25 protein-coding genes are annotated in these 26,426 nt (G+C 59.1%); 19 read left to right on the top strand and 6 right to left on the bottom strand.

Annotation, left to right across the window (positions count from 1 at the left end):
• Nucleotides 1–125: 125 nt before the first annotated feature.
• From carA to H559_RS0113690, 4 genes are all read left to right on the top strand, one after another.
• Nucleotides 126–1,253, top strand: a complete 1,128-nt coding sequence (gene carA, locus H559_RS0113705) for a glutamine-hydrolyzing carbamoyl-phosphate synthase small subunit (RefSeq protein ID WP_028453131.1) — start codon at nt 126–128, stop codon at nt 1,251–1,253.
• 12 nt (nt 1,254–1,265) lie between these two features.
• Nucleotides 1,266–4,487: a carbamoyl-phosphate synthase large subunit gene (gene carB / locus H559_RS0113700; RefSeq protein ID WP_028453130.1), complete on the top strand. Its 3,222-nt coding sequence runs from the start codon at nt 1,266–1,268 to the stop codon at nt 4,485–4,487.
• 96 nt (nt 4,488–4,583) lie between these two features.
• Entirely contained in the window at nt 4,584–5,066 is a 483-nt protein-coding gene (gene greA / locus H559_RS0113695; protein ID WP_028453129.1) for a transcription elongation factor GreA, read from the top strand.
• A gap of 62 nt (nt 5,067–5,128) precedes the next feature.
• The gene (locus H559_RS0113690) at nt 5,129–5,566 is read left to right on the top strand and encodes a DUF4149 domain-containing protein (RefSeq protein WP_028453128.1); all 438 of its coding nucleotides are present in this window, start codon (nt 5,129–5,131) and stop codon (nt 5,564–5,566) included.
• Between the two features lie 115 nt (nt 5,567–5,681).
• Here H559_RS0113690 and yhbY read toward each other — a convergent pair whose 3' ends face one another.
• Nucleotides 5,682–5,993, bottom strand: a complete 312-nt coding sequence (gene yhbY, locus H559_RS0113685) for a ribosome assembly RNA-binding protein YhbY (RefSeq protein ID WP_028453127.1) — start codon at nt 5,991–5,993, stop codon at nt 5,682–5,684.
• A 37-nt stretch (nt 5,994–6,030) separates the two neighbouring features.
• Between yhbY and rlmE the strand changes: the two genes are divergently transcribed.
• The 5 genes from rlmE to H559_RS20505 all read left to right on the top strand — a co-directional run bounded on the left by rlmE (nt 6,031) and on the right by H559_RS20505 (nt 13,510).
• Entirely contained in the window at nt 6,031–6,651 is a 621-nt protein-coding gene (gene rlmE / locus H559_RS0113680; protein WP_028453126.1) for a 23S rRNA (uridine(2552)-2'-O)-methyltransferase RlmE, read from the top strand.
• Between the two features lie 67 nt (nt 6,652–6,718).
• Nucleotides 6,719–8,632 carry an ATP-dependent zinc metalloprotease FtsH gene (gene ftsH, locus H559_RS0113675; RefSeq protein WP_028453125.1) on the top strand — a complete coding sequence of 638 codons (1,914 nt, stop codon included), beginning with the start codon at nt 6,719–6,721 and terminating at the stop codon, nt 8,630–8,632.
• Between the two features lie 75 nt (nt 8,633–8,707).
• Nucleotides 8,708–9,538 (top strand): dihydropteroate synthase, encoded by an 831-nt coding sequence (gene folP / locus H559_RS0113670; RefSeq protein WP_028453124.1) that lies wholly within the window; start codon nt 8,708–8,710, stop codon nt 9,536–9,538.
• A gap of 28 nt (nt 9,539–9,566) precedes the next feature.
• On the top strand, nt 9,567–10,928 hold the full coding sequence (gene glmM / locus H559_RS0113665; RefSeq protein ID WP_028453123.1) for a phosphoglucosamine mutase: 1,362 nt from the start codon (nt 9,567–9,569) through the stop codon (nt 10,926–10,928).
• Nucleotides 10,929–11,098: 170 nt separating this feature from the next.
• Entirely contained in the window at nt 11,099–13,510 is a 2,412-nt protein-coding gene (locus H559_RS20505) for an EAL domain-containing protein (protein ID WP_162143336.1), read from the top strand.
• Between the two features lie 87 nt (nt 13,511–13,597).
• On the opposite strand, the gene H559_RS0113655 is transcribed toward H559_RS20505, so the two are convergent.
• Complete coding sequence (locus H559_RS0113655; protein WP_034641419.1) at nt 13,598–14,476, bottom strand: type 2 periplasmic-binding domain-containing protein; 879 nt, start codon at nt 14,474–14,476, stop codon at nt 13,598–13,600.
• A 191-nt stretch (nt 14,477–14,667) separates the two neighbouring features.
• Between H559_RS0113655 and H559_RS0113650 the strand changes: the two genes are divergently transcribed.
• Nucleotides 14,668–15,273: a peroxiredoxin gene (locus H559_RS0113650; protein WP_028453121.1), complete on the top strand. Its 606-nt coding sequence runs from the start codon at nt 14,668–14,670 to the stop codon at nt 15,271–15,273.
• A gap of 68 nt (nt 15,274–15,341) precedes the next feature.
• On the opposite strand, the gene H559_RS0113645 is transcribed toward H559_RS0113650, so the two are convergent.
• Nucleotides 15,342–16,418, bottom strand: coding sequence for an outer membrane protein assembly factor BamB family protein (locus tag H559_RS0113645; RefSeq protein WP_028453120.1), 1,077 nt, complete (start codon nt 16,416–16,418; stop codon nt 15,342–15,344).
• A gap of 166 nt (nt 16,419–16,584) precedes the next feature.
• Here H559_RS0113645 and zapE point away from each other — a divergent pair, with 166 nt between their 5' ends.
• From zapE to H559_RS0113620, 4 genes are all read left to right on the top strand, one after another.
• Nucleotides 16,585–17,754, top strand: a complete 1,170-nt coding sequence (gene zapE, locus H559_RS0113640; RefSeq protein WP_028453119.1) for a cell division protein ZapE — start codon at nt 16,585–16,587, stop codon at nt 17,752–17,754.
• A gap of 75 nt (nt 17,755–17,829) precedes the next feature.
• Nucleotides 17,830–18,822 carry an NAD(P)H-quinone oxidoreductase gene (locus H559_RS0113635; RefSeq protein WP_245579377.1) on the top strand — a complete coding sequence of 331 codons (993 nt, stop codon included), beginning with the start codon at nt 17,830–17,832 and terminating at the stop codon, nt 18,820–18,822.
• 211 nt (nt 18,823–19,033) lie between these two features.
• Complete coding sequence (locus H559_RS0113625) at nt 19,034–19,312, top strand: cupin domain-containing protein (protein ID WP_051279493.1); 279 nt, start codon at nt 19,034–19,036, stop codon at nt 19,310–19,312.
• 75 nt (nt 19,313–19,387) lie between these two features.
• Nucleotides 19,388–19,741 (top strand): DUF1622 domain-containing protein, encoded by a 354-nt coding sequence (locus H559_RS0113620; protein WP_034641413.1) that lies wholly within the window; start codon nt 19,388–19,390, stop codon nt 19,739–19,741.
• A gap of 178 nt (nt 19,742–19,919) precedes the next feature.
• Here the strand turns inward: H559_RS0113620 and H559_RS0113610 are convergent, their stop codons facing one another.
• From H559_RS0113610 to H559_RS20500, 3 genes are read right to left on the bottom strand one after another with little or no spacing between them, the layout of a single operon-like run.
• Complete coding sequence (locus H559_RS0113610; RefSeq protein WP_028453115.1) at nt 19,920–21,287, bottom strand: NAD(P)(+) transhydrogenase (Re/Si-specific) subunit beta; 1,368 nt, start codon at nt 21,285–21,287, stop codon at nt 19,920–19,922.
• Between the two features lie 10 nt (nt 21,288–21,297).
• On the bottom strand, nt 21,298–21,645 hold the full coding sequence (locus tag H559_RS0113605) for a proton-translocating transhydrogenase family protein (protein ID WP_081413071.1): 348 nt from the start codon (nt 21,643–21,645) through the stop codon (nt 21,298–21,300).
• Between the two features lie 24 nt (nt 21,646–21,669).
• Nucleotides 21,670–22,851, bottom strand: a complete 1,182-nt coding sequence (locus H559_RS20500) for a Re/Si-specific NAD(P)(+) transhydrogenase subunit alpha (protein ID WP_051279490.1) — start codon at nt 22,849–22,851, stop codon at nt 21,670–21,672.
• Nucleotides 22,852–23,059: 208 nt separating this feature from the next.
• Between H559_RS20500 and H559_RS0113595 the strand changes: the two genes are divergently transcribed.
• The 5 genes from H559_RS0113595 to flgE all read left to right on the top strand — a co-directional run bounded on the left by H559_RS0113595 (nt 23,060) and on the right by flgE (nt 26,425).
• Entirely contained in the window at nt 23,060–23,395 is a 336-nt protein-coding gene (locus tag H559_RS0113595; RefSeq protein ID WP_028453113.1) for a DUF2325 domain-containing protein, read from the top strand.
• A 219-nt stretch (nt 23,396–23,614) separates the two neighbouring features.
• A complete protein-coding gene (gene flgB / locus H559_RS0113590; protein ID WP_028453112.1) occupies nt 23,615–24,022 on the top strand; it encodes a flagellar basal body rod protein FlgB in 408 nt (135 codons plus the stop codon).
• Nucleotides 24,023–24,032: 10 nt separating this feature from the next.
• A complete protein-coding gene (gene flgC, locus H559_RS0113585) occupies nt 24,033–24,446 on the top strand; it encodes a flagellar basal body rod protein FlgC (RefSeq protein ID WP_028453111.1) in 414 nt (137 codons plus the stop codon).
• 18 nt (nt 24,447–24,464) lie between these two features.
• Entirely contained in the window at nt 24,465–25,148 is a 684-nt protein-coding gene (locus H559_RS20495) for a flagellar hook assembly protein FlgD (RefSeq protein ID WP_051279488.1), read from the top strand.
• A 14-nt stretch (nt 25,149–25,162) separates the two neighbouring features.
• Complete coding sequence (gene flgE / locus H559_RS0113575) at nt 25,163–26,425, top strand: flagellar hook protein FlgE (RefSeq protein ID WP_028453110.1); 1,263 nt, start codon at nt 25,163–25,165, stop codon at nt 26,423–26,425.
• The last annotated feature ends 1 nt before the right edge of the window (nt 26,426 follow it).

The raw sequence follows: 26,426 nt of genomic DNA, 5'->3' as shown, positions 1-26,426 counted from the left end.
AGATTGAAAGGGTAAGGGTTTTCAGGTAGAATTTCGCCAATTTTGCGCATGAAAAACGGGATGGGCTTGACCTGTCCCGTTTTCGCACCTAGCGCCCCCAGAATTCCCCCCATTAGGAGCCGCCCGTGTCCACACCCGCCCTTCTTGCGCTTGCTGACGGCACCCTGTTTCATGGCACCAGCATCGGTGCTGACGGTGAAACCATCGGCGAAGTCGTTTTCAATACTTCGCTGACCGGTTATCAGGAAATCCTGACCGACCCGTCCTACACCAAACAGATGGTGACCCTGACCTATCCGCACATCGGCAACTACGGCGTCAATGCCGAAGACGCCGAATCGCGCGCTGTTTTTGCCGCCGGCCTGATCATTCGCGACCTACCGCTGATTCACTCGAACTTCCGGGCCGACATGAGCCTGGGCGAGTATCTGGTGAAGAACAATGTCGTGGCAATTGCGGATATCGATACCCGCAAGCTGACCCGCATTCTGCGTGAAAAGGGCGCCCAGCCCGGCTGCATCGTGACCGGTGACAACATCGACGCCGCTGCGGCGGTGGAGAAAGCCAAGTCCTTCGGCTCAATGGCCGGTCAGGATCTCGCCAAGGTGGTCACCGCCAGCGACAAGTACGAGTGGCATACCGCCGAGTGGAAGCTGGGCGTGGGTTACACCGTGCAGTCCAACCCGAAATACCATGTGGTTGCCTACGATTTCGGCGTGAAGCACAACATCCTGCGCATGCTGGCCGAGCGTGGCTGCAAGCTGACCGTCGTTCCGGCGCAGACCCCGGCTGCCGAGGTGCTGGCGCTGAATCCGGATGGCGTGTTCCTCTCCAACGGCCCCGGTGATCCGGAGCCGTGTACTTATGCCATCGACGCCACCCGTGAATTCCTGGCCAAGGGCTTGCCGCTGTTCGGCATCTGTCTGGGGCATCAGATTCTTGGTATTGCTGCCGGCGGCAAGACCAGCAAGATGAAGTTCGGCCACCATGGCGCGAACCATCCGGTGCAGGATCTGGACAGCAAGCATGTAATGATCACCAGCCAGAACCACGGTTTCCAGGTGGACGAAACCAGCCTGCCGGCCAACGTGCGCGTGACGCACCGTTCGCTGTTTGACGGCACCGTGCAGGGTATCGCCCTGACCGACAAGCCGGCCTTCTCCTTCCAGGGGCACCCGGAAGCGAGCCCGGGCCCGCACGATGTGGCCTACCTGTTCGACAAATTCATCGCCAGCATGGCTGAGCGCAAGTAAGAGGTTATCAGCATGCCCAAGCGTACCGACATCAACAGCATCCTGATCATTGGCGCTGGCCCGATCATCATCGGCCAGGCCTGCGAATTCGACTACTCTGGTGCCCAGGCCTGCAAGGCGCTGCGCGAAGAGGGGTACAAGGTCATTCTGGTGAACAGCAACCCTGCCACCATCATGACCGACCCGAACATGGCTGATGTGACCTATATCGAGCCGATTACCTGGCAGATGGTCGAAAAGATCATCGACAAGGAGCGCCCCGACGCGATCCTGCCGACCATGGGGGGGCAGACCGCGCTGAACTGCGCGCTGGACCTGTGGCGTCACGGCGTACTGGACAAGTACAAGGTCGAACTGATCGGCGCCACGCCGGAAGCCATCGACAAGGCCGAAGACCGCCAGAAGTTCAAGGTGGCGATGGACAAGATCGGCCTGGGTTCGGCGCGTTCCGGTATTGCCCACAGCCTGGAAGAAGCTCTGGCCGTACAGGCGCAGGTCGGCTTTCCGGCGATCATTCGTCCGTCCTTTACCATGGGCGGTTCCGGTGGCGGCATTGCCTACAACATCCAGGAATTCATCGAGATTTGTACCCGTGGTCTCGACCTCTCGCCGACCAACGAGCTGCTGATCGAAGAATCGCTGCTGGGCTGGAAGGAGTACGAGATGGAAGTCGTGCGTGACCGCAACGACAACTGCATCATCGTGTGCTCGATCGAAAACCTGGATCCGATGGGCGTGCATACCGGTGACTCGATCACCGTGGCCCCGGCGCAAACACTGACCGACAAGGAATACCAGATCATGCGTAATGCATCGATCGCGGTATTGCGCGAAATCGGTGTGGATACCGGCGGCTCCAACGTGCAATTCTCGGTCAATCCGCAGGATGGCCGTTTGATCGTCATCGAAATGAATCCGCGCGTGTCGCGTTCCTCGGCGCTGGCCTCCAAGGCCACCGGCTTCCCGATTGCCAAGGTGGCCGCCAAGCTGGCCGTCGGCTACACGCTGGACGAGCTGAAAAACGACATCACCGGTGGCAAGACCCCGGCGTCGTTCGAGCCGTCGATCGACTATGTGGTCACCAAGATCCCGCGTTTTGCTTTCGAGAAATTCCCGCAGGCCAACAACCGCCTGACCACGCAGATGAAGTCGGTCGGCGAAGTCATGGCCATGGGCCGCACCCAGCAGGAATCGCTGCAAAAGGCCCTGCGCGGTCTGGAAACCGGCATGTCGGGGTTTGACGAAATCACCACTGACCGCCAGCTGATCGAATCCGAAATCGCGGCACCGGGCCCCGAGCGTCTGTGGTACGTGGCGGATGCCTTCCGTGTTGGCATGAATGTCGACGAAGTGCATGCGCTGTCCAAAATCGATCCGTGGTTCCTGGTGCTGATCGAAGACATCGTGAAGACCGAAAATGCGCTGCGCGGCCGTGCCGTCGAGAGCATTACTGCTGCGGAATTCCGCGCACTCAAGCGCAAGGGCTTTTCCGACCGCCGTCTCGGCGCGTTGCTGGGCTGCGACCAGAATGCGGTGCGCAAGGCGCGCCACGCGCACGGCATCCGTCCGGTGTACAAGCGCGTTGATACCTGCGCGGCCGAGTTTGCCAGCAATACAGCCTATATGTATTCGACCTACGAGGAAGAATGCGAGGCGCAGCCGACCGACCGCAAGAAGGTGATGATTCTGGGCGGTGGCCCGAACCGCATCGGTCAGGGTATCGAATTCGACTATTGCTGCGTGCACGCCGCACTGGCGCTGCGCGACGATGGTTACGAGACCATCATGGTCAACTGCAACCCGGAAACCGTGTCGACCGACTACGATACCTCCGATCGCCTGTATTTCGAACCGCTGACGCTGGAAGACGTGCTGGAAATCGTGGCTGTCGAGAAGCCGGTTGGCGTGATCGTGCAGTACGGTGGTCAGACGCCGCTGAAGCTGGCACGTGCGCTCGAAGCCAACGGTGTGCCGATTGTTGGTACCAGCCCGGACATGATCGATGCTGCCGAGGACCGCGAGCGCTTCCAGAAGCTGCTGCAGGATCTGCAGCTGCGTCAGCCGCCCAATGCCACTGCGCGTACCGAGAAGGATGCGCTGGCGCTGGCAGCACAGCTGGGTTATCCGCTGGTGGTGCGCCCGTCCTACGTTCTGGGTGGCCGTGCCATGCAGATCGTGCATTCCGAAGACGATCTGGCGCGCTACATGCGCGAAGCCGTCAAGGTATCAAACGATTCGCCGGTGCTGCTGGACCGCTTCCTGAACGATGCCATCGAGGTGGACGTGGATGCGCTCTCCGACGGCGAGCAGGTGATTATCGGCGGCATCATGGAGCACATCGAGCAGGCCGGCGTGCATTCCGGTGACTCTGCATGCTCGCTGCCGCCGTATTCGCTGTCGAAAGAACTGCAGGATGAACTGCGCCGCCAGACCGTCGAAATGGCGAAGGCCCTGAACGTGATCGGCCTGATGAACGTGCAGTTTGCGATCCAGGGCAAGGGGGCGGATGCCGTGGTCTATGTGCTGGAAGTGAACCCGCGTGCTTCGCGTACCGTTCCCTATGTCTCCAAGGCAACCAGCGTGCCGCTGGCGAAAGTGGCTGCGCGCTGCATGCTGGGCCAGAAGCTGGCTGATCAGGGAGTAACGGAAGAAGTGATTCCGCCGTTCTACTCGGTGAAGGAAGCCGTCTTCCCGTTCAACAAGTTCCCGGGTGTGGATACCATTCTTGGGCCGGAAATGAAGTCGACCGGCGAAGTAATGGGCGTGGGCGAAACCTTTGCCGAGGCCTTCGTGAAGTCGCAGCTGGCTGCGGGCCTCGTGCTGCCGATCAAGGGCAATGTCTTCATTTCCGTGAAGGATGGCGACAAGGCTGCAGCGGTCGAGTGCGTACGCGTGCTGACGGCTATCGGCTTCAAGGTTGTGGCCACCAAGGGTACCGCTGCCGTGATCGAAGCGGCCGGCCTGCCGGTGACTGCGGTGAACAAGGTGACTGAAGGCCGTCCGCATATTGTCGACATGATCGTCAATGGCGACGTCCAGATGATCTTCAACACCGTTGAAGAGCGCCGCCAGGCCATTCAGGACAGTTACTCGATCCGCCATGAGGCCATGAAGGCCAAGCTGCCGGTGTTTACCACCATCGCTGGTGCGCGTGCGGCCTGCGTTGGCATCAAGGAACTGGGTGAAATGAAGGTCTATGATCTGCAGGGCTTGCATCGCGCGCTCAATCGCTGATAAGGTTCTGCTTAAGTGAAAAAGCCGCCGTCCCTGTGACGGCGGCTGTTGTTTTTGGTGCTGCAAGGAGCAGTGCCGTTCCGGAGAATTGAGAAGATGGTTACTATCCCGCTGACCGTGGCTGGCGCAGAAAAGCTGAAGCAGGAATTGCAGCACCTGAAGAGTGTCGAGCGTCCGGCCGTCATTCAGGCCATTGCCGAAGCGCGTGCCCAGGGCGACCTGTCGGAAAACGCCGAGTACGATGCGGCCAAGGAAAAACAGGGCTTTGTCGAGGGGCGCATTGCCGATCTGGAAGGCAAGCTGTCCAATGCCCAGATCATTGATCCGAAGACCCTGGCCGATACGGCGGATGGTCGTGTGGTGTTCGGCGCGACCGTCGAACTGGAAGACCTGGAAAGTGAAGCAAAGGTGAAATATCAGATCGTCGGTGACGACGAGGCCGACATCAAGGTCAACAAGATTTCGGTATCCAGCCCGATTGCCCGTGCGCTGATCGGCAAATATGCCGGTGATGTGGCCGTGGTGATGGCGCCGGGGGGCGAGCGCGAGTACGAAGTGCTCGACGTGCAATATATCTAACGGTATAGGGCTGAAGCCATTTCATATGTTTGGCTGCGGCTGGATGGGTTTAGGGGTATGAGATGGGTAATGGCCTGCGGCAATTGATGACCACGTTCTGGATCGGTGGCATGTGGGTTGTCGGTGTGCTGGTGGCACCGGCCTTGTTTGCCGCGCTGGATCGTGCGCTGGCAGGCATGGTCGCCGGCAAGATTCTGGCGCTGATGGGCTGGGTCGGTATTGTCGCCGGTGGCTACCTGACCATCTGGTGGCTATGGGCCGATGGTCTGCGCGCACTGCAAAATGGCCGTTTCTGGCTGATCCTGATCATGCTGGCATGCACGCTGGTGAACCAGTTTGCCGTATTTCCCATCATCGCCGGCCTCAAGCCCGCCATGGTGAATGCCAGCGAGGGACTGTTCGGTGGCGGTTTTGCCACTTGGCACGCCATTTCCACGCTGATCTATCTGCTGCAGGCCGTGCTTGGCGTGCTGTATGTGTGGGGTGAGGGCGGTCGCTGAACTCGATCTGCCCTGGCGGGAGAATGAAAAAAGGGCAGCGACTCCGGTCGGCTGCCCCTTTTGCTGCGTGTGCCTGATTGGCTGCTTACTTCATTTTGGGCTTGGGCTGGGTGATTTACTTCTTCTTGGGCTTGGGCAGAACGATGCGTGATTTGCCCTCTTCAGTCGGGCGGTAGATGATCAGCAGCTTGCCCAGCAGGGCTACCGGCGCAGCCTGCAGGTCGGAGCAGATCTGCTCCATGTACTGGGCGCGCAGTTCGCGGTCGTCGCCAAGCACGCGGATCTTGATGAGCTCGTGTGCATCCAGATTGACGGCGACTTCACGCAGAACCGCGTCCGTCAGCCCGTTATTACCGATCATGACCACCGGATTGAGGTGATGGGCCAGACTTTTGAGATGGCGACGCTGATCTGCTGTGAGTTCCATAAATTCAAATCCTTGAAAAAACAGGGAAGTTTACCCGATGGCGCGAAGTAAAACCAGTAATGCCTGGCTGCAGGAACATGTGAACGATCATTATGTGCATCAGGCACAGAAAGATGGCTACCGTGCCCGCGCGGCGTACAAGCTGCTGGAAATCAATGAAAAAGACAAGCTGATCAGGCCCGGCATGTGGGTGGCCGACCTGGGGGCTGCACCGGGCAGCTGGTGCCAGGTGGCGCGGCGGCTGATGGGCGACAACGGCCGCGTGTTTGCGCTCGACATACTTGATATGGACCCGATACGCGGCGTCGAATTCGTGCAGGGGGATTTTCGCGAGGATGAGGTGCTGGCGCGTTATCTGGAATTGCTTGGCGGTCGCCAGGTCGACCTTGTAATTTGCGACATGGCACCCAATATCAGCGGTAATGCCGTCACCGATCAGGCGCGCAGCATGTATCTGTGCGAGCTGGCGCTGGATTTTTCGCGCGAGCATCTGAAACCTGGCGGCCATTTTCTGGTCAAGGTATTTCAGGGGGCGGGATTTACCGAGTACCTCTCCGCCATGAAAGAAACGTTTAGCGCGGTGCAAAGCCGCAAACCCAAAGCCTCGCGTGATCGCAGCAGTGAAATCTATCTGCTGGGCAAGCAGAAAAAAGCCTGAAGCCGGTGGCGAACCGCTTTAGAATAAAGACATTCCGGCCCGGGCTGGATGCTACAGGAGTTAAGCCGTGAACAATCTCGGCAAGAATATCGTGATCTGGCTCGTGATCGGGCTGGTATTGATGACCGTTTTTCAGCAGATGACCAAGCGGCAGGGGACGAATGATACCGTCGCCTATTCCCAGTTCATGGAAGAACTGGTGAGTAACCGCATTGCGTCTGCCGAAATCGAAATGAGTTCGCGCGGCGGGCAGATCATCCGCGGCAAGCGCAGTGATGGCACGCAGTACATCACCTTTGCTCCTTACGATGGCAAGCTCGTTGATACGCTGATCGGGCACAAGGTGAAATTCAGCGCCAAGCCGGAAGAAGAACCGTCGCTGCTGATGAACATTCTCATCAACTGGTTCCCGATGCTGCTCCTGATCGGCGTATGGATTTTCTTCATGCGCCAGATGCAGGGCGGCGGCAAGGGCGGGGCGTTCAGTTTCGGCAAGAGCCGTGCGCGCATGCTGGATCAGGATACCAATGCAGTAACGTTTGCCGACGTGGCCGGGTGTGACGAGGCCAAGCAGGACGTCGCCGAGATCGTCGATTATCTGCGCGATCCGACCAAATACCAGAGCCTGGGCGGGCGCATGCCGCGCGGCATTCTGATGGTGGGTTCGCCGGGTACCGGCAAGACGCTGCTGGCCAAGGCGATTGCTGGCGAGGCCAAGGTGCCGTTCTTCTCGATTTCCGGCTCGGATTTCGTTGAAATGTTTGTCGGTGTCGGTGCAGCCCGTGTCCGCGACATGTTCGAGAATGCCAAGAAAAATGCGCCGTGCATCATCTTCATCGATGAAATCGACGCGGTCGGTCGCCAGCGCGGCGCCGGTCTCGGCGGTGGCAATGACGAGCGCGAGCAGACGCTCAACCAGATGCTCGTCGAGATGGACGGTTTTGAAGGCAATTCCGGCATTATCGTGATCGCAGCGACCAACCGTCCTGACGTGCTTGATCCTGCCTTGCTGCGACCGGGCCGTTTTGACCGCCAGGTAGTCGTGCCGCTGCCAGATATCCGTGGGCGCGAGCAGATTCTGGGTGTTCACATGCGCAAGGTGCCGGTGTCCTCTGACGTGGATGCCAACATCCTGGCACGCGGTACGCCCGGCATGTCCGGTGCCGATCTGGCCAATCTGGTCAACGAAGCGGCACTCTTTGCTGCCCGCCGCAACAAGCGCCTGGTCGACATGCAGGACTTCGAAGATGCCAAGGACAAGATTTTCATGGGAGCCGAGCGCAAGTCCATGATCATCCAGCCCGACGACAAGAAGAAGACCGCCTATCACGAGTCCGGTCACGCCATCATCGGTGAACTGCTGCCGGGCTGCGATCCGGTGCACAAAGTGACGATCATCCCGCGCGGCCGCGCGCTGGGTGTCACCTGGTCACTGCCTGAGCAGGATCGTTTCAGCCTCTATCAGGACCAGATGCTGGCGCAGATCAGCATGCTGTTCGGTGGCCGTGTGGCCGAAGACCTGTTTACCGGCCAGATCTCCACCGGCGCATCGAATGACTTTGAGCGTGCCACGCAACTGGCGCGCGACATGGTGACTCGTTACGGCATGAGCGCGAAGCTGGGGCCGATGGTGTATGGCGAAAACGATGGCGAAGTATTTCTGGGCCGCTCGGTAACGACACACAAGAATCTGTCCGAAGCCACCATGCAGCAGGTGGACAGCGAAATCCGCCGCATTCTCGACGAGCAATACGCACTCGCGGTGCGCTTGCTGGAAGAAAACCGCGACAAGGTCGAGATCATGACTTCCGCGCTGATGGAGTGGGAAACCATTGATCGCGAGCAGATCCGCGACATCATGGAAGGCCGTCCGCCGCGTCCGCCGAAGAATCCGCCGGCACCCAAGCTGGGCCTGCCTTCGGATGACAAGCCCAGCGGTGATGCGCCGGCACCGACCGCATCGCCGGCCCCGGAAGCCTGATTGTCCTGTTGCAGAAAAAGGCGGCCTCGGCCGCTTTTTTCCATTGTGCCTGTCCGATTTGATAGAGAGAACTGAATGTCCGTGCTGCAATGTGGCCGTTTCCGGCTGACTCTGGATCGCCCGCTGGTGATGGGCATTGTGAATGTTACGCCTGACTCCTTCTCGGATGGCGGGTGTTTTGCTGATCGCGAGAGAGCCATTGCCCATGCGTACGCGCTGATCGAGCAGGGGGCCGACATTCTCGATATCGGTGGCGAGTCAACCCGTCCGGGGGCGGTGCAGGTGCCCGAACAGGAGGAAATCGACCGCGTGTTGCCCGTGCTGGAAGGTTTGCACGGCGCTAATGTGCCGCTGTCGATTGATACCCGCAAACCTGCCGTGATGCGTGCCGCACTGGCTTCCGGCGTCGACCTTGTGAATGACATTGCCGCCCTGGAAGGAGGGGGCGCGCTTGAGCTGCTCGCGCAATACCCGGCGGCAGTCTGCCTGATGCATAAGCAGGGCGAGCCGCAAACCATGCAGTCGGCACCGCAGTATGGCAATGTTGCCGATGAAGTTGCAGGGTATCTGCTTGGACGTTATAAGCTGTGTGGGCTGCATGGTATTACCCATGATCGTATTTTGCTTGATCCCGGCTTTGGTTTTGGCAAGGACTTTGGTCATAACAGGCAACTGTTTGTCGCCTTGCCCGAGCTGGTCAAGCGCTTGCCTGCGCCACTGCTGGTAGGTGTTTCGCGCAAGCGCATGCTGGGTGACATCACTGGCCGGGATGTGGCACAGCGCATGCCCGCCAGCATTACCGCCGCTGTGCTGGCTGCGCAGGCTGGCGCAGCGGTCGTGCGGGTGCATGATGTAAATGAAACAGTGGATGCGCTCAAGGTCCTTGCGGCCTTACAATCGCGCTAATTTTCGTGGTGTCGACAGGAAGGATGCAATGGCTCGCAAATACTTTGGTACGGACGGGATTCGGGGACTGGTGGGGGAATATCCCGTAACGCCGGATTTTGCGATGAAGCTGGGCTATGCCGCTGGGCGCATCCTGGCCAAGGGCAAGACATCGCAGTCGGGGGAGCATGCCGCCGTTCTGATCGGCAAGGACACCCGGGTTTCGGGCTATATGCTGGAAGCCGCACTGCAGGCCGGTTTCAATGCGGCTGGTGTTGATGTCTATCTGACCGGCCCGCTGCCGACGCCGGGCATTGCCTATCTGACACGGGCACTGCGTCTTTCTGCCGGTGTGGTGATTTCGGCTTCGCACAATCCCTATCACGATAACGGCATCAAGTTCTTCGGTGCGGGCGGCAAGAAGCTTGATGATGCGGTCGAACTGGCCATTGAGGCGGCCATTGACGAGGCGCAGCCCTGTGTCGGCCCGAAGCAGATCGGCAAATCCTGGCGCGTGAATGACGCAGCCGGGCGCTATATCGAATTCTGCAAATCGACCTTCCCGAACGAGCTGGATCTGCGTGGTCTGAAAATCGTGCTTGACTGTGCGCATGGCGCTACTTATCTGACTGCACCGCATGTTTTCCATGAGCTGGGAGCGGAGGTCATCAGCATTGGTGTCAGCCCGAACGGCTTCAATATCAATGAAGAGGTGGGAGCCACCCATCCGGAGACACTGCGCGCCCGCGTGCTGGCCGAAGGCGCGGATATCGGGATTGCGCTCGATGGCGATGGCGACCGGTTGATCATGGTTGATCGCGATGGCTCCATCATTGATGGCGACCAGCTGCTCTATGTGCTCGCGGTGCATCGCCAGAAAAAAGGCACGCTTGGTGCCGGCGTGGTCGGGACACTGATGACCAATCTGGGGGTGGAGACCGCACTGCAGGAACGTGGCATCGGTTTCGAACGCGCCAAGGTGGGTGATCGCTACGTACTGGAAAAACTGCTGGCGAATGACTGGTTGGTCGGTGGCGAGGGGTCCGGGCACCTGCTGTGCCTTGATCGCCATACCACCGGTGATGGCATTGTTTCTGCTCTGCAGATTCTTGAAGCACTGAAGGAGTCTGGGCAGGGGCTTGCTGCATTCTGCTCGGGGCTGACTCTCTTCACGCAAGTCCTGAAGAATGTGCGGATCAGCAAGGGGTTTGACTGCCATGCCTCCGCTTCCATCAGGCAGTCCGTGACGGATGCCGAACAGGCAATGGGAGTGTCGGGCCGAGTGTTGCTTCGCCCATCCGGCACCGAGCCGGTAGTTCGGGTCATGGTCGAGCACAGGGACGCCGCCGAAGCAGAGCGCTGGGCTGCCCGCATTGCGGCAAAGGTCAGCGAAGAAGCTGCGCTTGAGTAAGTAGCTTCCAGCCGTTGATGTAATCAGAAGCAGCGCCAGCTCCTGAAGGCGCTGCTTTTTTGCATCATTGCAGCGGAAAGTAAGCTTTTCCTGACAACTATTGCTGATGCAGGTTGTCACTCGGGCAGGCCGCGTTTATGCTGGATAGACAGAAGCTCATCGAATATCCCGTGCAAATCCCCTTTCTCCTCCGCTTTCAGGGCGCTTATCAGGAAAACCGTCTGGCTGCACGGTTGGTTCTGGCCACATTTGTGGCTGGTCTTGCTGTCTGCCTGTCGCTCACCCTTTTTCTGCTGAAACGGGAATATGATCGCAGCCTGCACCAGATCCGTGCGGACCTGATGGCTATCGGCAAGAGTACAACACCGCAACTGGCTGCCAACCTCTGGCTGGTGAACAGTGACGCGGTGCGCACCCAGCTGAGTTCGATGCTGCAGACTCGGGTGGTTGACCGGGTCGAACTTTCCGAAACCGACGGAGCCAGCTACAGCGCTGGGCGTGCACTGCCTCCCGATGGCGATTACATCACCGAGACCTTCCAGGTTGCCTATCTGCATCCCCTTACCAATAAAACGGTGATTCTTGGCGAGATGCGGCTGATGTCCAGCCTGGGCGGCTTGCGCAGCCGCCTGATTGAAACATTCCAGTCCATTCTGCTGATCGAAGGTGTCGGCCTCGGTGTTGCTGCCCTGCTGTTTCTCGGGCTTTACCATCGCCTGATCGCGCGACACCTGAAACACATCACGGCCTACACCCGCAATTTTGATTACGGTAATCTGCCTGCTCCTCTGGCGCTCAGCCGCAAGGATTCCGGCAAGCTTGACGAATTGCAGACGCTGGTGAGTGCCTTCAACACCATGCGCGGCAATCTGCTGCAGGGAGTACACGAACGCGATGATGCCGAACGCGCGCTCTTTCTTGAAAAAGAGCTGGCTGAAGTCACGCTGATCTCGATTACTGACGCCATCATCACAACCACACCGGATTTCCGGGTGAAACTGCTGAATCCTGCGGCAGAAAAGCTTATCGGGCAGTCTCATAATGACAGCCGAGGGCAACCGGTCAATGCGGTGCTGTGCTCACCGGGCAGCGAGCTGACCGCCGAAGTGCTGCAGGCCGCCATGCTGGCTGCGCGCGATGGCCGGCAGTCTTTGCGTGGCAACAAGGCGCGCATCATAAACCGGCAAGGTTTGCGCATGACGGTTGAATACGCAATTGCCCCGATCCGCGACTGGGACGGCGACGTCGTCGGTATGGTGCTGATTCTTCATGATGTCAGTGCCGCCGAGGCACTTACCGAGAAACTGGCCTATCAGGCCAACCATGATGACCTGACCGGTCTGATCAATCGCCGGGGCTTTGAAGCCCAGCTCAATGATGCCTGCCGGCGCGCATCCAGCGGTACTCGATCCTATGTACTGATGTTGCTGGATCTGGATCAGTTCAAGCTGGTCAACGACACCTGCGGGCATCTGGCTGGCGATGAACTCCTGCGGCAGGTGACCGAGCAGCTGCAGGTGCTTGTTGCGCCCAGTTTTGGCTTGTTGGGCCGCCTTGGCGGCGATGAATTCGGCATTCTTCTTGCCGATGGCAATCGCGATCATGCGCGCCAACTGGCGCAGAGCATTCTGCATGCTCTGCAGCAATACCGTTTTGTCTGGGAAGGTCGCCCTTTCGGAGTGACCGTCAGTATCGGTCTCGTGCTGATTGATGCCGCAATTGTCAGCCCGCAGGAGGCCATGAGCCAGGCCGATGTTGCCTGTTTTGCCGCCAAGGATGCCGGCCGCAACCGCCTGAGCTGGTATGCTGGCGGTGAGGATGATTTGCAGGAGCGCCATAATGAACTGCAATTGCTGGCAACATTGCGTGAAGCCATCGAGCAGGATCGGTTCCGTCTGTATTTCCAGAAAATTGAACCCCTGCGCCCCTCTGCCAGTGGTGGCACACACCTGGAAATCCTGTTGCGCATGAGCGATGCGCAGGGGCGAATCATTACGCCCGGCGCCTTCATTCCTGCCGCCGAACGTTACGACATGATGGCGCAGGTGGATGGCTGGGTGGTGGCCAACAGCATCGCCTATCTGGCCGAGCGGCAGAAAGAAGGCCGGGTATTGCCGCACCTTGCCATCAATCTCTCCGGCAAGTCACTCAATCGGCAGACTCTGTCCTTTATTCTGCAGCAGCTGGACAGTACGCGGATCCCGGCATCGCTGATTTGCTTCGAAATCACGGAAACCAGTGCGATTTCGAACATGAAGGAGTCATCGATTTTTATCGAAACCCTGCGTGAACGGGGCTGCCGTTTTGCACTGGACGATTTTGGCAGCGGTTTCTCGTCCTTCAATTATCTCAAGAACCTGGCAGTGGATTATCTGAAAATTGACGGCAGTCTCGTTCGCGATATTGCGACTGATCGTGTCAGTCGGCAGATGGTGATTGCGGTGAATGACATCGGTCACAGCCTTGGCATGCGGACCATTGCCGAATTTGTCGAAAATGAAGAAATCCGTAGCCATCTGGCCGCTATTGGGGTCGATTTCGCGCAGGGCTACCATATCGGCAAGCCGGAGCCCCTAGTCTGAAGCCCGAGTAATTCTCGCCACTGCAGAGTTCAAACAAAAAGCCGACGCTCTCGTCGGCTTTTTGTTTGGCGCTCGCAGGCTTGTCGCTCAGTTGATTTTGGTCCAGTTTGTCGTGTTGGCATTGAAGAAGCCGGACTCCTTGTAAGCACGTTCGATGGTGCCATTGGCGCGCAGCGAGTCCAGCCCCGAATTCAGTGCCTTGGCTAGCTGGGCGCTGCCGGGATAGCTGCGGCTCACAAAAAAATGTCGACTGCCCTGCAGGCCGACCTTGATATTCGGAATCGGCAGGAATTTCTGCCCGCCAGCCTCGAACGAGAGGTCCGGCGTCGGCTGGAACGGCGCCAGAATGACATCGGCACGCTGCTTTGCGACCATGCCGACCATCGAGTCCCAGCTTTGGGTTTTCAGCACATTCTTGATCGGGATGCTTTCCAGCGTTGCGATATCCGGCTTCCAGCTGTCGGCGACGACTGCGCTGAGCTTCTGTACCGCCGCCTTGTCCTGTGCAGCAAGAGCCTGCTTGTTGCCAGCAATCGTGTAGAGACCCGCGTTGAACTCTCCCTGCCGGATGCTTGGTTCACTGATATAAACCTTGTCGCTGAGGGGTTTCAGGTCAACGAGCCAGACTGAGTTGCCACCCAGTGCGGCGGTGCCAGTGGAAACTTCCTTGAGATACCGGTTGTAGGAGTCACTGGTGTTGTTGACCGTCACCAGCTTGACCGGGCGTGTGTTGCCGCCGGTTTTCAGCGCCTGTTGCACTAGAACCAGCTCCACGACATCACGGCGTGAATGCTCGCCGCCGAAGAAGGTAATGCCGAGCGGATCCCGTCCCTTCAGGAATTTCTGGTAGTCGTTCAACACATCTTGCTGTGTAAGAATGGTGATTTCATCTTCGGCAAAGCAAGTCGGACCCAGTGCGCCAAAGAGTGCGAGCCCGAGAAGGGCGCGGCGGCTTAGTGTTGTCATCTCTCCTCCCACCATAAAAATGTAATCACGCGCTTACATCATGGCCGTGTGGCGTGCGCTTTGCAATCAGGAATACTGCGACTGCAGGGTAATAGTTACCTTCTATCGAGCAGATGAATAGTCTTGAATTGACGGCACGGCGCCCTCAAATTATCGTTCAGCACCTTAAACAACCAGCAAGGAGATTCAGCATGGCTGTACTCGTAGGCAAGCAAGCCCCGGACTTCACCGCCGCCGCCGTTCTTGGCGATGGCCAGATTGTTGACAGCTACAACCTGAAGCAGGCAACTGCCGGCAAATACACGGCCGTTTTCTTCTATCCGCTCGATTTCACATTCGTATGCCCGTCCGAGCTGATTGCCTTTGACCATCGTCTGCAGGAGTTCAAGGCACGCAATGTCGAAGTCATCGGTATTTCGATCGACAGCCAGTTCACGCACAGCGCCTGGCGCAACACCCCGGTTGAGAAGGGCGGTATTGGCCAGGTTGGCTACACACTCGTTGCCGACGTGAAGCATGAAATCTGCAAGGCCTACGACGTTGAGCTGGCAGAAGCTGGCGTTGCACTGCGCGGCACCTTCCTGATCGACAAGAATGGCGTGGTACAGCACCAGGTTGTGAACAACCTGCCGTTGGGTCGCGATATCGACGAACTGTTGCGTGTGGTTGATGCATTGCAATTCGTTGAAGAACACGGCGAAGTTTGCCCGGCCGGCTGGAATAAGGGCAAGAAGGGCATGAAGGCATCTGCTGATGGCGTCGCCGAATACCTGGCTAGCAACGCCGAAGCGCTGTAATTCTCCCCGGATTGACCCAAAAACAAACCCCGGCATGTCGCCGGGGTTTGTTTTTGGGGGCTTGTCGATCATTCACTGCGAATGGCGTAGAGGATGCCATCCTCGCCGCCAACCCAGATCAGTGTCCGGTCAAGCACGGGCTGGCCAAACAGCGCCGCGCTCAATGTCAGTTCGCGAACCATCTTGCCCTCCGGGCTGACTGCCTGCACGCGGCCTGCCGTTTGCGGTGCATAGGCATCTCCGCCGGCAAACCAGTACAGCCCGCCAGCTTTCACCGCCTTGCGAAACACATTCTGTTTCGCGGGAAGCTCCCACACGACCTTGCCGCTGCGCTGGTCAATTTCCTGCAGCAACTGGCTGTCCGAGCTGCCGACGATGATTTTGCCCGCATCAAGCAGCGGTGTGGCGATCACCCATGACGATCCGTGATCAACCTCCCAATCCGCAGCAGATGCATCAAGCTGCCGAGCCCGGATCTTGCCATCGCGCGAACTGTAAAAAAGGGTGTTGCCCTGCAATGCCGGTGCTTGCTGAACCATGGCATCGGCAATTTTCGTGCTGCCCAGCAGGCGGCCACTTGCGAGGTCGACGCTGTGCAATTGGCCGCGATCATCAGTCAGCAGCAAGCGCTTGTCCTGCCTGAGCGGAGTGGCTACCACGCCGGCGGGCAGCTTGACCGACCAGCGTGTTTTGCCATCACGTGCATCTAACAGGAAAAGCTGCTGCCCGAAGGCCACCACCACCTGCTCGCCGCTGACGAGCGGGTCGGCCAGGTAACTGTCCCAGCTTTTCAGGTGCTCCAGCCCCAGATTGCCCAGGGCCTTTTCCCAGCGGACCTTGCCATCGCTGGCCTGCAGGGCGGTGATACCCTTGCTGGTGCTGATCAGCAGCAGCTCGCCCGTACGAACCGGTGTCGTGGTGATGGCGCCTGCCAGCCGCGTCCGCCAGCGCTCCTGCTGGCGGGAATCCAGTGCCAGTACATCACCGGCCAGAGTGCCTACAACCACGCCCCCTTGCTGGTCAGTCAGCACACCACCACGGATGGGGGCCCCCGTCTTGATGGTGAATTGGACATCGCCTGCTGCCGCGTGCGCGAAGCCGGCAAGGGCTGCCAGCAGTATGCCGCTGCTCAGTGTCTTGTTCATGTCTGCTCCTGTTCAGGGTCATTCCCGAGCAGCCATTCTCGCGAGCAGGATATTTTGTTGTTGACCGGAATTGCGCTTTTGCATGGCAAGCACCATCGCTGGCTGTTTCGGGGCACCTTGCTGCGGCCTTATAATCAGGGCAACGTTCCATTACAGACCTGTTCTCATGTCCCAGCACCAGATTGCCCCGCCTTCGGAAGGCATCAGCCCGCTTGCCTGGTATCAGGCGCTCAGCAGCAATCCGGCCTTTTTGCCCGATCCGGCCCAGGCGGCGGCGATTGCCCGCCTGGATGTACTCTGGCATCAGCTCGTAGATTTCAAAACCCAGCGCGCGCGTCCGTTTCGCAAGGCGCAATTGTTCGGCAAGGCGCTGCTGCCGCAGCCCGATCTGCCGCGCGGCTTGTATTTCTGGGGGGGCGTCGGGCGCGGCAAAAGCTTCCTGATGGATGCGTTCTTTGCCAGCCTGCCGTACAAGCGCAAGAAACGCCTGCACTTTCACCGCTTCATGCAGGAAGTGCACGCGGAATTGCGGGCCCAGCAAGGCACGGCTGACCCGATGGTGGCCGTGGCCGACAAATGGGCCAGAGCGGTACGGGTGCTGTGCTTTGACGAGTTCCATGTTTCCGATATTGCCGATGCAATGATGCTCGGCCGCCTGATGGAGCATCTGTTCGCGCGTGGTGTCGTGCTGGTGGCAACCAGCAATTACGCGCCGGACGACCTGTATCCGAATGGCCTGCAGCGGCAGAATTTCCTGCCGACGATTGCGCTGCTGAAAGAACGCCTCGATGTACTGAACGTTGATGGCGGTACCGATTACCGCATGCGCACACTCAGCGCTGCGCGCACGTTTCTGGTTCCGGCCGGTGTTGCTGCCGATGCCGAACTCGATAATCTCTTCAATGCCATGAGTACCGGCCCCGATCTGCCGCAGCAACTGCTGCTGTCCGGTCGCAAGCTGAAGGCCCGGCGTCACGCACCGGGCATGCTCTGGTTCGATTTCTCCGTGCTGTGTGGCGATGGCCGCGGGCAGGCTGATTACCTGGCGCTGGCGCAGCAATACCACACTGTTTTCCTGTCGAACATCCCGAAACTGGGGGCTGCACAATCAAACCTGGCCCGGCGGTTTACCTGGCTGGTTGACGTGTTCTATGACCACCGTGTCAAGCTCATCATTTCGGCGGACGTTGTAGCGGATGAGCTGTATGTGGAGGGGGCGCAGGCCCGCGAGTTTTTCCGCACAGCCAGTCGTCTGACCGAGATGCAGTCGGCTGAATACCTGGCCTTGCCGCATGAGCACAGCAGCAATCAGCTCGCGGGTCTGGTTGAAACCTAGAGTCGACATGCTCGTTAAACCTTGCCATGTATTGGTATGTATGACTTTAAATTAAATGGCTGTGGCGATATACCCATGAAAAATGATATGGCCGGCTATCCGGCAACGATGCAGGCCATCGATCCAGCGGCCTATCCGGCGCTAAGGCTGGCCGAGCAGCCCGTGCCGCAGCTACAGGAAGGACAGCTGCTGGTGCGCGTGCATGCGGCGGGCGTGAACCGGGCCGATCTGGTCCAGGCGGCCGGCAAATATCCCGCACCGGAGGGCGAGTCGCCGGTGCTTGGGCTGGAAATTGCCGGTGAAGTCATTGCCTGCGGCGCACAAACCGGTCGTTTTGCGCCGGGCGAACGGGTGTTCGGACTGGTGCCGGGTGGTGGCTATGCCCAGTATTGCCTGCTGGATTCACGCCTTGCCGTGCGCATTCCGGATTTTCTGGATTGGGTGGGGGCGGCCAGCCTGCCGGAAACCTGGCTGACGGCCTGGCTTAATCTGATCGAAATCGGCCGTCTGCGTGCAGGCCAGCGCGTGCTGATTCACGCTGGCGGCAGCGGTGTGGGCAGTGCCGCCATCCAGCTGGCCAAGGCGCATGGCGCCTGGGTGGCCACGACGGCCAGCGCCGGCAAGCTCGCTTATTGTCGCGAGCTGGGGGCCGATCTGGCGCTGGATTACCGGGCGGATGATTTTGCCGCTGCCGTGCGTGCAGCTGGCGGTGCCGATCTCATTCTGGATGGCGTTGGCGGCGACCACCTGCAGGCCAGCCAGCGCTGCCTGAATGCCGACGGCAGGCTGATCATCATCGGCTTGTTGCGCGGCGCGCTGGCTGAACTCAATCTGGGGCTATTGCTGGTCAAGCGGCAGCGCATCCAGGGCTCGACCCTGCGCAGCCAGAGCCTGGCCGTAAAGGCGCAGCTCACGACGGCCTTGCTGCATGATGTTTTACCGGGGCTGGAGAGTGGCGTGTACCGACTGACGCTGGATCGCACCTTTGCGCTGGTGGACGCACAGGCAGCCCACGATCATGTCGCGGCTAATCTGAGCCAGGGCAAGGTGGTGCTCACCCTGCCCTGATGTGTGGCCCGGTTCGCAAGGGTCTGCTGACTCAGCCCCAGCCGACCATCGCGCAGCCCAGGATGAAAAGCACCCAGCACAGGATAGTCAGGGTTTGCAGAATGAGCAGGGTATGATCCATGGCAGAGAGAGACGGGTTGGAAATCAGCCCGTAGCCTAAGCTGCAATTATGAAATGCCGATGTCAGTGGCATGAAATACAGGAGGAAATCATGAGCAACAAAATCCGGATCGAGCGTGCCGCAAGCCCGGCACGCCTTGCCGAACTCGGAACCCGGCAGTGGCCGGTCTGGGAAAAGGAGGCCAGCCGCTTTCCCTGGCACTATGCCAGCAGTGAAACCTGCCATGTGCTGGAAGGAACCGTCACGGTGACACCGGAAGGTGGAGCCCCGGTGCATTTCGGTGCGGGGGATGTGGTCACTTTCCCCGCCGGTCTGTCGTGCGTCTGGGAAATTCACACGGACTTGCGCAAGCATTACCGCTTCGACTGATGCACGGCCACCCCCGGTCTGCCATGATGCAATGTGAACCCGCCTGATGCGGGGCGGCGAGAAGGGAGGAGTGCAATGATCGGGGAAAGCATCATTCCATGGGCTGCGCACGCGGTCGAGCTGGCCGGAGTGGCCGTCTTGCTGATTGGTGCGCTGGTGGCGGGGGGCGTCTTTGTCTGGCGCGTACGCCAGCAATCGTTTCATGACGCCTATCACGGCCTGCGCGCCGATCTCGGGCGGGCCATCCTGCTGGGGCTGGAGTTGCTGGTGATTGCCGACATCATCGGCACCGTTGCCATCGAGCCCAATTTGCAGAATCTGGCGGTGCTGGCGGTGATTGTCGTCATCCGGACGTTCCTGAGTTTCTCGCTGGAGCTGGAGGTCAGCGGGCGCTGGCCGTGGCAGCAGGACAGGGAAAGCCGGAAGTAGTCATTCGTGGGTATTGGCATGCAGCCATTCTGCAGCAATGGCCGCATGCGTATGGGTGACCATGTATGGGATGCTTGTGCCGGCAAGGTCGCCAGCCCATTTCATGACGTCAGATGCAGTGGCAGTCCATGAAAAAGCCGCCCTGGCAGGGCGGCTTTTCGTCGCGGTGCTGCTGCGTTCAGTGCACCGATTGCAGCATTTCCTCGACGACCTTCTTGGCATCGCCAAATACCATCATGGTCTTGTCCATGTAGAAGAGGTCGTTGTCGAGACCAGCATAGCCGGCGCTCATCGAACGCTTGACCACCATCACGGTGCGGGCCTTGTAGGCATCAAGAATCGGCATGCCGTAGATCGAGCTGGCCGGGTCATTCTTCGCCGCCGGGTTCACCACGTCGTTGGCGCCAATCACCAGCACCACGTCGGCCGTGGAAAACTCGCTGTTGATTTCTTCCATTTCAAAGACCTTGTCATACGGTACTTCGGCCTCGGCCAGCAGCACGTTCATGTGGCCGGGCATGCGGCCCGCCACCGGGTGAATCGCATAGCGGACATCCACGCCACGCTCGGTCAGCAGGTCGGTCAGTTCCTGCAGTGCATGCTGCGCGCGGGATACGGCCAGGCCATAGCCCGGAACGATGATGACTTTCTCGGCGTTTTCCATCAGGAAGGCCGCATCGTCAGCCGAGCCGGCGCGGTAGTTCTTCTGCGCGCTGCCACCGGGGCCTGCAGCTGCGGCTTCGGCGCCGAAGCCGCCCAGCAGCACGGAAACGATCGAGCGATTCATTGCCTTGCACATGATGTAGGACAGGATCGCGCCAGACGCGCCCACGCAGGCGCCGGCAATGATCAGCACCGGGTTTTCCAGCGTGAAACCAATACCTGCCGCCGCCCAGCCCGAGTAGGAGTTGAGCATCGACACCACGACCGGCATGTCGGCGCCGCCAATCGGGATGATCAGCGTGACGCCGAGTGCCAGGGCAATGGCCACCATCATCAGGAAGGCGGCCTGGCTATCGGTCTGGAAATAGACCAGACCGAAGGCGACCATGGCGATGGCCAGTGCCAGGTTCAGTGCGTGCTGTCCCTTGAAGTTGATGGCGCGGGCGCCGAATTTGCCCGAGAGCTTGCCATAGGCAATGACGGATGCGGTGAAGGTGATCGCGCCGATGAAGGCGCCGATGAAGAGTTCGACCTTCTGCACGCCGCTGTGGCTGACGCCGGTGTGATAGACGGCGGCCACCGCGATCAGCACGGCCGACAGGCCGACCAGCGAGTGCATGGCGGCGACAAGCTCGGGCATGGCGGTCATGGCGACCGTGCGTGCCTTCCAGGCGCCGACCAGCGCGCCTGCTGCCATGGCCGCGACGATCAGCCAGATGACGGGCGAATCGGCCACAAAGAAGGTAGTGAGGACGGCGAGCGCCATGCCGGCCATGCCATAGACATTGCCGCGGCGGGCAGTCAGCGGGCTGGACAGCCCGCGCAGGGCCAGGATGAACAGGATGGCGGCGACCAGATAGAGCAGGGCGAGTACGTTGTGCATGATCATCCCCTTACTTGTTCTTTTTCTTGAACATTTCGAGCATGCGCTGGGTCACCAGGAAGCCGCCGAAAATGTTGATGCTGGCGAGGAAAATCGCAATCGCCCCGAGCACGCTGGTCAGTGTGATCTGCTGGCTGTGGATGTCCACCACCTGCAGCATGGCGCCAACGACGATGATGCCGGAAATGGCATTGGTGACTGCCATCAGTGGTGTGTGCAGTGCGGGGGTGACATTCCAGACCACGTGGTAGCCGACAAAAATCGCCAGCACGAAAATCGTCAGCAGGCCGACGAAAGGATCAACCGCCAGACCGTGGCTGGCCTGGCTGACCGCAGAAGCAACAGCAGTTGCAGACATTTCTTATTCTCCCTTTTGTTCCAATCAGGCGGTAGCGCCGGCAGTTTCCACTTCTGCAGCTACCGGGGCGCTGCCGGTGGCGAGATCGGCGGCCCGCGTCTGGCCATCCGCGCACACCAGAGTGGCGGCAATGATTTCATCGTCGATCTGCGGCGCGTACTGGCCATCCTTGCCGATTACCAGGCTGAGGAAGGTCAGCACATTGCGTGCATACATGGCGGAAGCATCAGCGGCGACCAGTGCCGGCAGGTTGCTGTTGCCGATGATCTGTACGCCGTTGTCAGACACGACCACTTCATCGCTGCGCGACAGTGGGCAGTTGCCGCCGGTGTCAACGGCCAGATCGATGATGACGCTGCCGGCCTTCATGGCGGCGACGGTATCCGTTGTGATGAGTACGGGGGCCTGCTTGCCCGGAATCTGTGCGGTGGTGATGATGATGTCGGCCTGTGCCGCATGCTTGGCAATCAGCGCGGCCTGGCGGGCCTTGTAGTCATCCGACATCTCGCGTGCATAGCCGCCGAGGTTTTCCAGCGAGGCTTTTTCTTCCGCAGTCAGCTCGACTTCGATGAATTTGGCGCCGAGTGACTCCACCTGCTCGCGCGTGGCGGGACGGACGTCGAACACCTCAACAATAGCACCGAGGCGCTTCGCGGTGGCAATCGCCTGCAGTCCGGCAACACCTGCCCCCAGAATCAGCGTGCGAGCCGGTTTGACCGTGCCGGCCGCCGTCATGAACATCGGCATGAAACGCGGGTAGTACTGGGTGGCAAGCAGGACTGCACGGTAACCGGCAATATTTGCCTGCGACGATAGGATATCCATGCTCTGCGCGCGGGTGATGCGCGGTACGCGCTCCAGCGCATAGGCGCTGATCCGTCTGGCGTTCAGTGCCGCGAAGTGCGGATAGCGCCAGGCGTCGAAGTGTGCGATGACGGCGCAGCCGGCCGGCAGCGCGGCAATTTCGTCTTCCCGCGGAGCCCGGACTTTCAGAACCAGTGCGGCACCGGTGACCGTTGCGGCGAAATCCTCGGCGATGCTGGCGCCGGCATCGCGATACTGCGCGTCCGGAATGGCTGCGTGGCGGCCAGCGTTATGTTCGACGACGATCTGATGGCCGGCAGCGACGAGTTTCTTGACCGTGTCCGGTGTCGCCGCCACACGGCGCTCACCCGGGGTATGTTCGGAAGGAATGGCAATCAGCATGGTGATGATCCCGAAAGCTTGCAAAATGAGTGGGGGTATTAGCGCACCAATAACCTTGCTGCACTTTGATGTGACACAACGCTGCTCGGTGTAAGTCAGGGTTTTTACGTAGCGGCGTGCGATGAAGAAATCTTTTGCTACTTAGTTGATAATGATTATCATTTAGTGTATTGTATGTGCTTTCATCTACGGCAAGGAGACTCGCAACATGAACGCTTATCTGGTTGGCGCCGACGTACTGGGCAGTATTCCGGATCTGCTCGCCCAGCGCGGCATCCGCATCCACCATCATGTATCGGGGCGCAATGCCGCACACCAGCGTCGCCCGGCTTCGCTGCGCGGTGCTGATCTCCTGATCCTGTTCACCGATTTTCTGAGCCACAACGTGATGCGCGCCTACCGCGAGCTGGCGCAGGAAGAAGACATCCAGTTCCTCGCCTGCCGCCGCTCGGTCTGTGCGCTCTCGCAATCGCTCGATAAGCTGGCTTGCAGCAAGAGCGACAGTGCCCGCTGTGACGCATGCCCGAAGCGGAAACGAAAATAGTATGGGTATGCGCATGCAGCCATTCACGATAAAAGGCTGTGTGGTGATGGGCTGGTTGGTATGTTTGCGTTCTTGATCTGGTCGCTGCGTGCCTCTACGTAATGGGCTGGCGGCCACAGACGTGAAAGCCGCGTTGCCGCTTAGCGGGTCTGCCAGGGGTCGTGTCACGCAATGTGGCATGAATCGTGCTTCCAGTTTGCCAGTTACTGGAGAATGCACATGCTCGGTCGCATCGAAACCTATTTTCAGCCGCAGGAAACCGCGCTCAAACTGAGCGCCTACCGGCAGGAAGTACTGGCGTCCAATATTGCCAATGCCGATACGCCCAATTACAAGGCGCGCGATTTCGATTTCGGCATGGCCTACCGGCAGGCGCGTGACGTGCAGCAAGGGCAGGGGGCTTTGCGCAATACCGATGCCCGCCATCTGCAGCCTGCGGGCAGCGCCAATCCGCTAATGCCGGAACTGGGCTACCGTACACCGCAGCAGCCGTCGATCGATGGCAATACGGTCGACATGACGACTGAAATGAGCGAGTTCTCCCAGAATGCCATCCGCTATCAGGCGGCTGTGATGTTTTTCCAGCGCCGCGTTGAAGGCATGCGCACCGCGCTGACCGGCCAGTAAGGAGATCCCCATGTCCATGTTCCGTGTCTTTGATATTGCATCATCGGCGGTCTCCGCGCAGTCGGCCCGCCTGAACGCAGTGGCCAGCAATCTGGCCAATGCCGAATCGGTAACCAGCTCGAACGGTCAGCCCTATCGCGCCAAACAGGTGGTGTTCCAGGCGGCGCCCGTTGATGGTGGCGGTGCCGCCAGTGTGGGCGTGCGCGTTGCCGGGGTGCTTGAAGATCAGGCGCCGCCGAAGCTGGTGTTTGATCCACACAATCCGCTGGCTGATGCGAATGGCTATGTGGCCATGCCGAATGTCGATGTGGTGGAGGAAATGACGAACATGATCTCCGCTTCGCGTTCCTACCAGATCAATGTCGATGTGATGAATACCGCCAAAACCCTGATGATGCGCACCCTTGCCATGGGTCAGGCCTAATTTTAGAGGAGTCGGATCATGAGCACTTCTTCCGTCAGCAACAGTTTTGACTATTCCAAGCTGAATACCACGAGCGGCAAGCAGAAAAGCGCCATCGAGGATCAGCAGGATCGCTTCCTGAAATTGCTGGTGACCCAGCTAAAGAATCAGGATCCGATGAATCCGATGGATAACGCCCAGACGACCACCCAGATGGCGCAGATCAATACCGTGACCGGTATCGAGAAGCTGAACCAGACCATGGCGACCATGCAGGAGCTCTATGCTGGCACGCAAGTCATGCAGTCGGCGCAGTTGATCGGCAAGGAAGTGCTGGCACCCGGCAAGGATTTCCATTTTGACGGCAAAGCTGCCGGTATGTCTTTCGATGTGCCGGCTGGCACCAAGAGTGCGGTGCTGAGCATCACCGATAGCAAGGGGAATGTCGTCGCCAAGCTGCCTTATGATTCGCTCAAGGATGGCATTAAGGAAGTGAGCTGGGACGGCAAGCTGGCCGACGGAACGACGGCTCCGGCGGGTAATTACAAGGTGTCTGTCAAGGGGGTGGGGGCGGATGGCAAGGAAATTGCTTTGGACTCCTATACGTGGCAATCGGTGAAGTCCGTGCAGTTCGGCAGTAACGGTGTCGTTGCCCTGATGGAAAACGGTAACAAGGTCGGTTTTGGTAGCATCCTGGAAATCCAGGGTGGCAAGTCAGCTTAAGTTGGGGGTGTATCATGGGTTTTCAGCAAGGTCTTTCCGGATTGAATGCATCCTCGAAGAACCTGGATGTCATCGGCAATAATGTCGCCAACTCCCAGACCGTGGGCTTCAAGAGTTCGCGCACCGAGTTTGCCGATATCTATGCCAGCACCTTCGGTTCGGCATCCAATCTTGCCGGTATCGGTGTCAGCGTTGCCGCCATCAGTCAGCAGTTTGGCCAGGGTAATCTGACTACCACCAATAATCCGCTGGACGTGGCGATTACCGGGAATGGCTTTTTCCGCATGTCTGATCAGTCCGGAGCCATCAGCTATGCTCGCAATGGCCAGTTCCAGGTAGACAAGCAGGGTTACATCGTTAACGGTGGCAATGGTCTTTTCCTGACCGGCTGGCCGGTCGATGCCGCCACGAACCAGTTTCTGGAAGGAAGTACTCCGCAGCCGATCAAGCTCGAATATTCCAATATTGGCGCACAGGCGACCGGTGCTTCCGGCTCCAGCAATGCCGGTCTGCAGCTGGGGGTGAATCTGAATGCACAAGCGAAGGTGATACCTGCGGCAACGCCTTTTTCTTCCAGTGATCCGACCACATACAACTACGCAACATCGGCGACCATTTATGATTCGCTGGGTGTTTCGCACACCCAAACCATGTACTTCCGTCGCCTTGATCCCGTTGCTACGCCAAATACCTGGGATGTGCACTTCTCAGTCGATGGAGTTGATCTGCCGGCCCTGACGACGCAACTGGTCTTTGATACGAATGGCAAGCTGGATCTGACTGCCACAACCAATCCCACTCCGATCAGTATTCCGTTGACGAATGGCGCGACGACACCGCTTGCCTTCAATATGTATTTTGACAAGTCGACGCAGTACGGTAGCCCGAATACGGTCAACTCGCTCACGCAGGATGGGTACACGGATGGCGTGTTGACCGGTATCTCCGTGAGTGATGAAGGTGTGATTCAGGGGCGTTATTCGAACAGTCAGACTCGCAATGTGGCCAAGGTTGTGCTGGCGAGCTTCGTCAATAGCCAGGGCTTGCAACCGCTGGGGAACAATCTCTGGGCTGAATCTTTTTCTTCCGGTCAGCCGCTGATCAATGCGCCGGGGGCAGGTAGTACCGGCAAGCTGCAGTCGGCAACGGTCGAGGACTCCAATGTCGATCTGACCGCCGAACTCGTGAACCTGATTGTGGCGCAGCGTACATATCAGGCCAATGCGCAGACCATTTCGGCCCAGAACACCATCATGCAGACGCTGGTCAACCTGTAAC

The sequence above is a fragment of the Chitinilyticum aquatile DSM 21506 genome, assembly GCF_000430805.1.
Classification (GTDB): Bacteria; Pseudomonadota; Gammaproteobacteria; order Burkholderiales; family Chitinibacteraceae; genus Chitinilyticum; species Chitinilyticum aquatile.
The sequence above is the reverse complement of the archived record's forward strand: the minus strand, read 5'-3'. Positions and strand labels throughout refer to the sequence as shown.

Coding starts and splice junctions, on each gene's coding strand:
- carB (WP_028453130.1), top strand. CDS start 1,266: ATGCCCAAGCGTACCGACATCAACAGCATCCTGATCATTGGCGCTGGC.
- greA (WP_028453129.1), top strand. CDS start 4,584: ATGGTTACTATCCCGCTGACCGTGGCTGGCGCAGAAAAGCTGAAGCAG.
- H559_RS0113690 (WP_028453128.1), top strand. CDS start 5,129: ATGGGTAATGGCCTGCGGCAATTGATGACCACGTTCTGGATCGGTGGC.
- yhbY (WP_028453127.1), bottom strand. CDS start 5,993: ATGGAACTCACAGCAGATCAGCGTCGCCATCTCAAAAGTCTGGCCCAT.
- rlmE (WP_028453126.1), top strand. CDS start 6,031: ATGGCGCGAAGTAAAACCAGTAATGCCTGGCTGCAGGAACATGTGAAC.
- folP (WP_028453124.1), top strand. CDS start 8,708: ATGTCCGTGCTGCAATGTGGCCGTTTCCGGCTGACTCTGGATCGCCCG.
- glmM (WP_028453123.1), top strand. CDS start 9,567: ATGGCTCGCAAATACTTTGGTACGGACGGGATTCGGGGACTGGTGGGG.
- H559_RS0113655 (WP_034641419.1), bottom strand. CDS start 14,476: ATGACAACACTAAGCCGCCGCGCCCTTCTCGGGCTCGCACTCTTTGGC.
- H559_RS0113650 (WP_028453121.1), top strand. CDS start 14,668: ATGGCTGTACTCGTAGGCAAGCAAGCCCCGGACTTCACCGCCGCCGCC.
- H559_RS0113645 (WP_028453120.1), bottom strand. CDS start 16,418: ATGAACAAGACACTGAGCAGCGGCATACTGCTGGCAGCCCTTGCCGGC.
- zapE (WP_028453119.1), top strand. CDS start 16,585: ATGTCCCAGCACCAGATTGCCCCGCCTTCGGAAGGCATCAGCCCGCTT.
- H559_RS0113635 (WP_245579377.1), top strand. CDS start 17,830: ATGAAAAATGATATGGCCGGCTATCCGGCAACGATGCAGGCCATCGAT.
- H559_RS0113625 (WP_051279493.1), top strand. CDS start 19,034: ATGAGCAACAAAATCCGGATCGAGCGTGCCGCAAGCCCGGCACGCCTT.
- H559_RS0113620 (WP_034641413.1), top strand. CDS start 19,388: ATGATCGGGGAAAGCATCATTCCATGGGCTGCGCACGCGGTCGAGCTG.
- H559_RS0113610 (WP_028453115.1), bottom strand. CDS start 21,287: ATGCACAACGTACTCGCCCTGCTCTATCTGGTCGCCGCCATCCTGTTC.
- H559_RS0113605 (WP_081413071.1), bottom strand. CDS start 21,645: ATGTCTGCAACTGCTGTTGCTTCTGCGGTCAGCCAGGCCAGCCACGGT.
- H559_RS20500 (WP_051279490.1), bottom strand. CDS start 22,851: ATGCTGATTGCCATTCCTTCCGAACATACCCCGGGTGAGCGCCGTGTG.
- H559_RS0113595 (WP_028453113.1), top strand. CDS start 23,060: ATGAACGCTTATCTGGTTGGCGCCGACGTACTGGGCAGTATTCCGGAT.
- flgB (WP_028453112.1), top strand. CDS start 23,615: ATGCTCGGTCGCATCGAAACCTATTTTCAGCCGCAGGAAACCGCGCTC.
- flgC (WP_028453111.1), top strand. CDS start 24,033: ATGTCCATGTTCCGTGTCTTTGATATTGCATCATCGGCGGTCTCCGCG.
- H559_RS20495 (WP_051279488.1), top strand. CDS start 24,465: ATGAGCACTTCTTCCGTCAGCAACAGTTTTGACTATTCCAAGCTGAAT.
- flgE (WP_028453110.1), top strand. CDS start 25,163: ATGGGTTTTCAGCAAGGTCTTTCCGGATTGAATGCATCCTCGAAGAAC.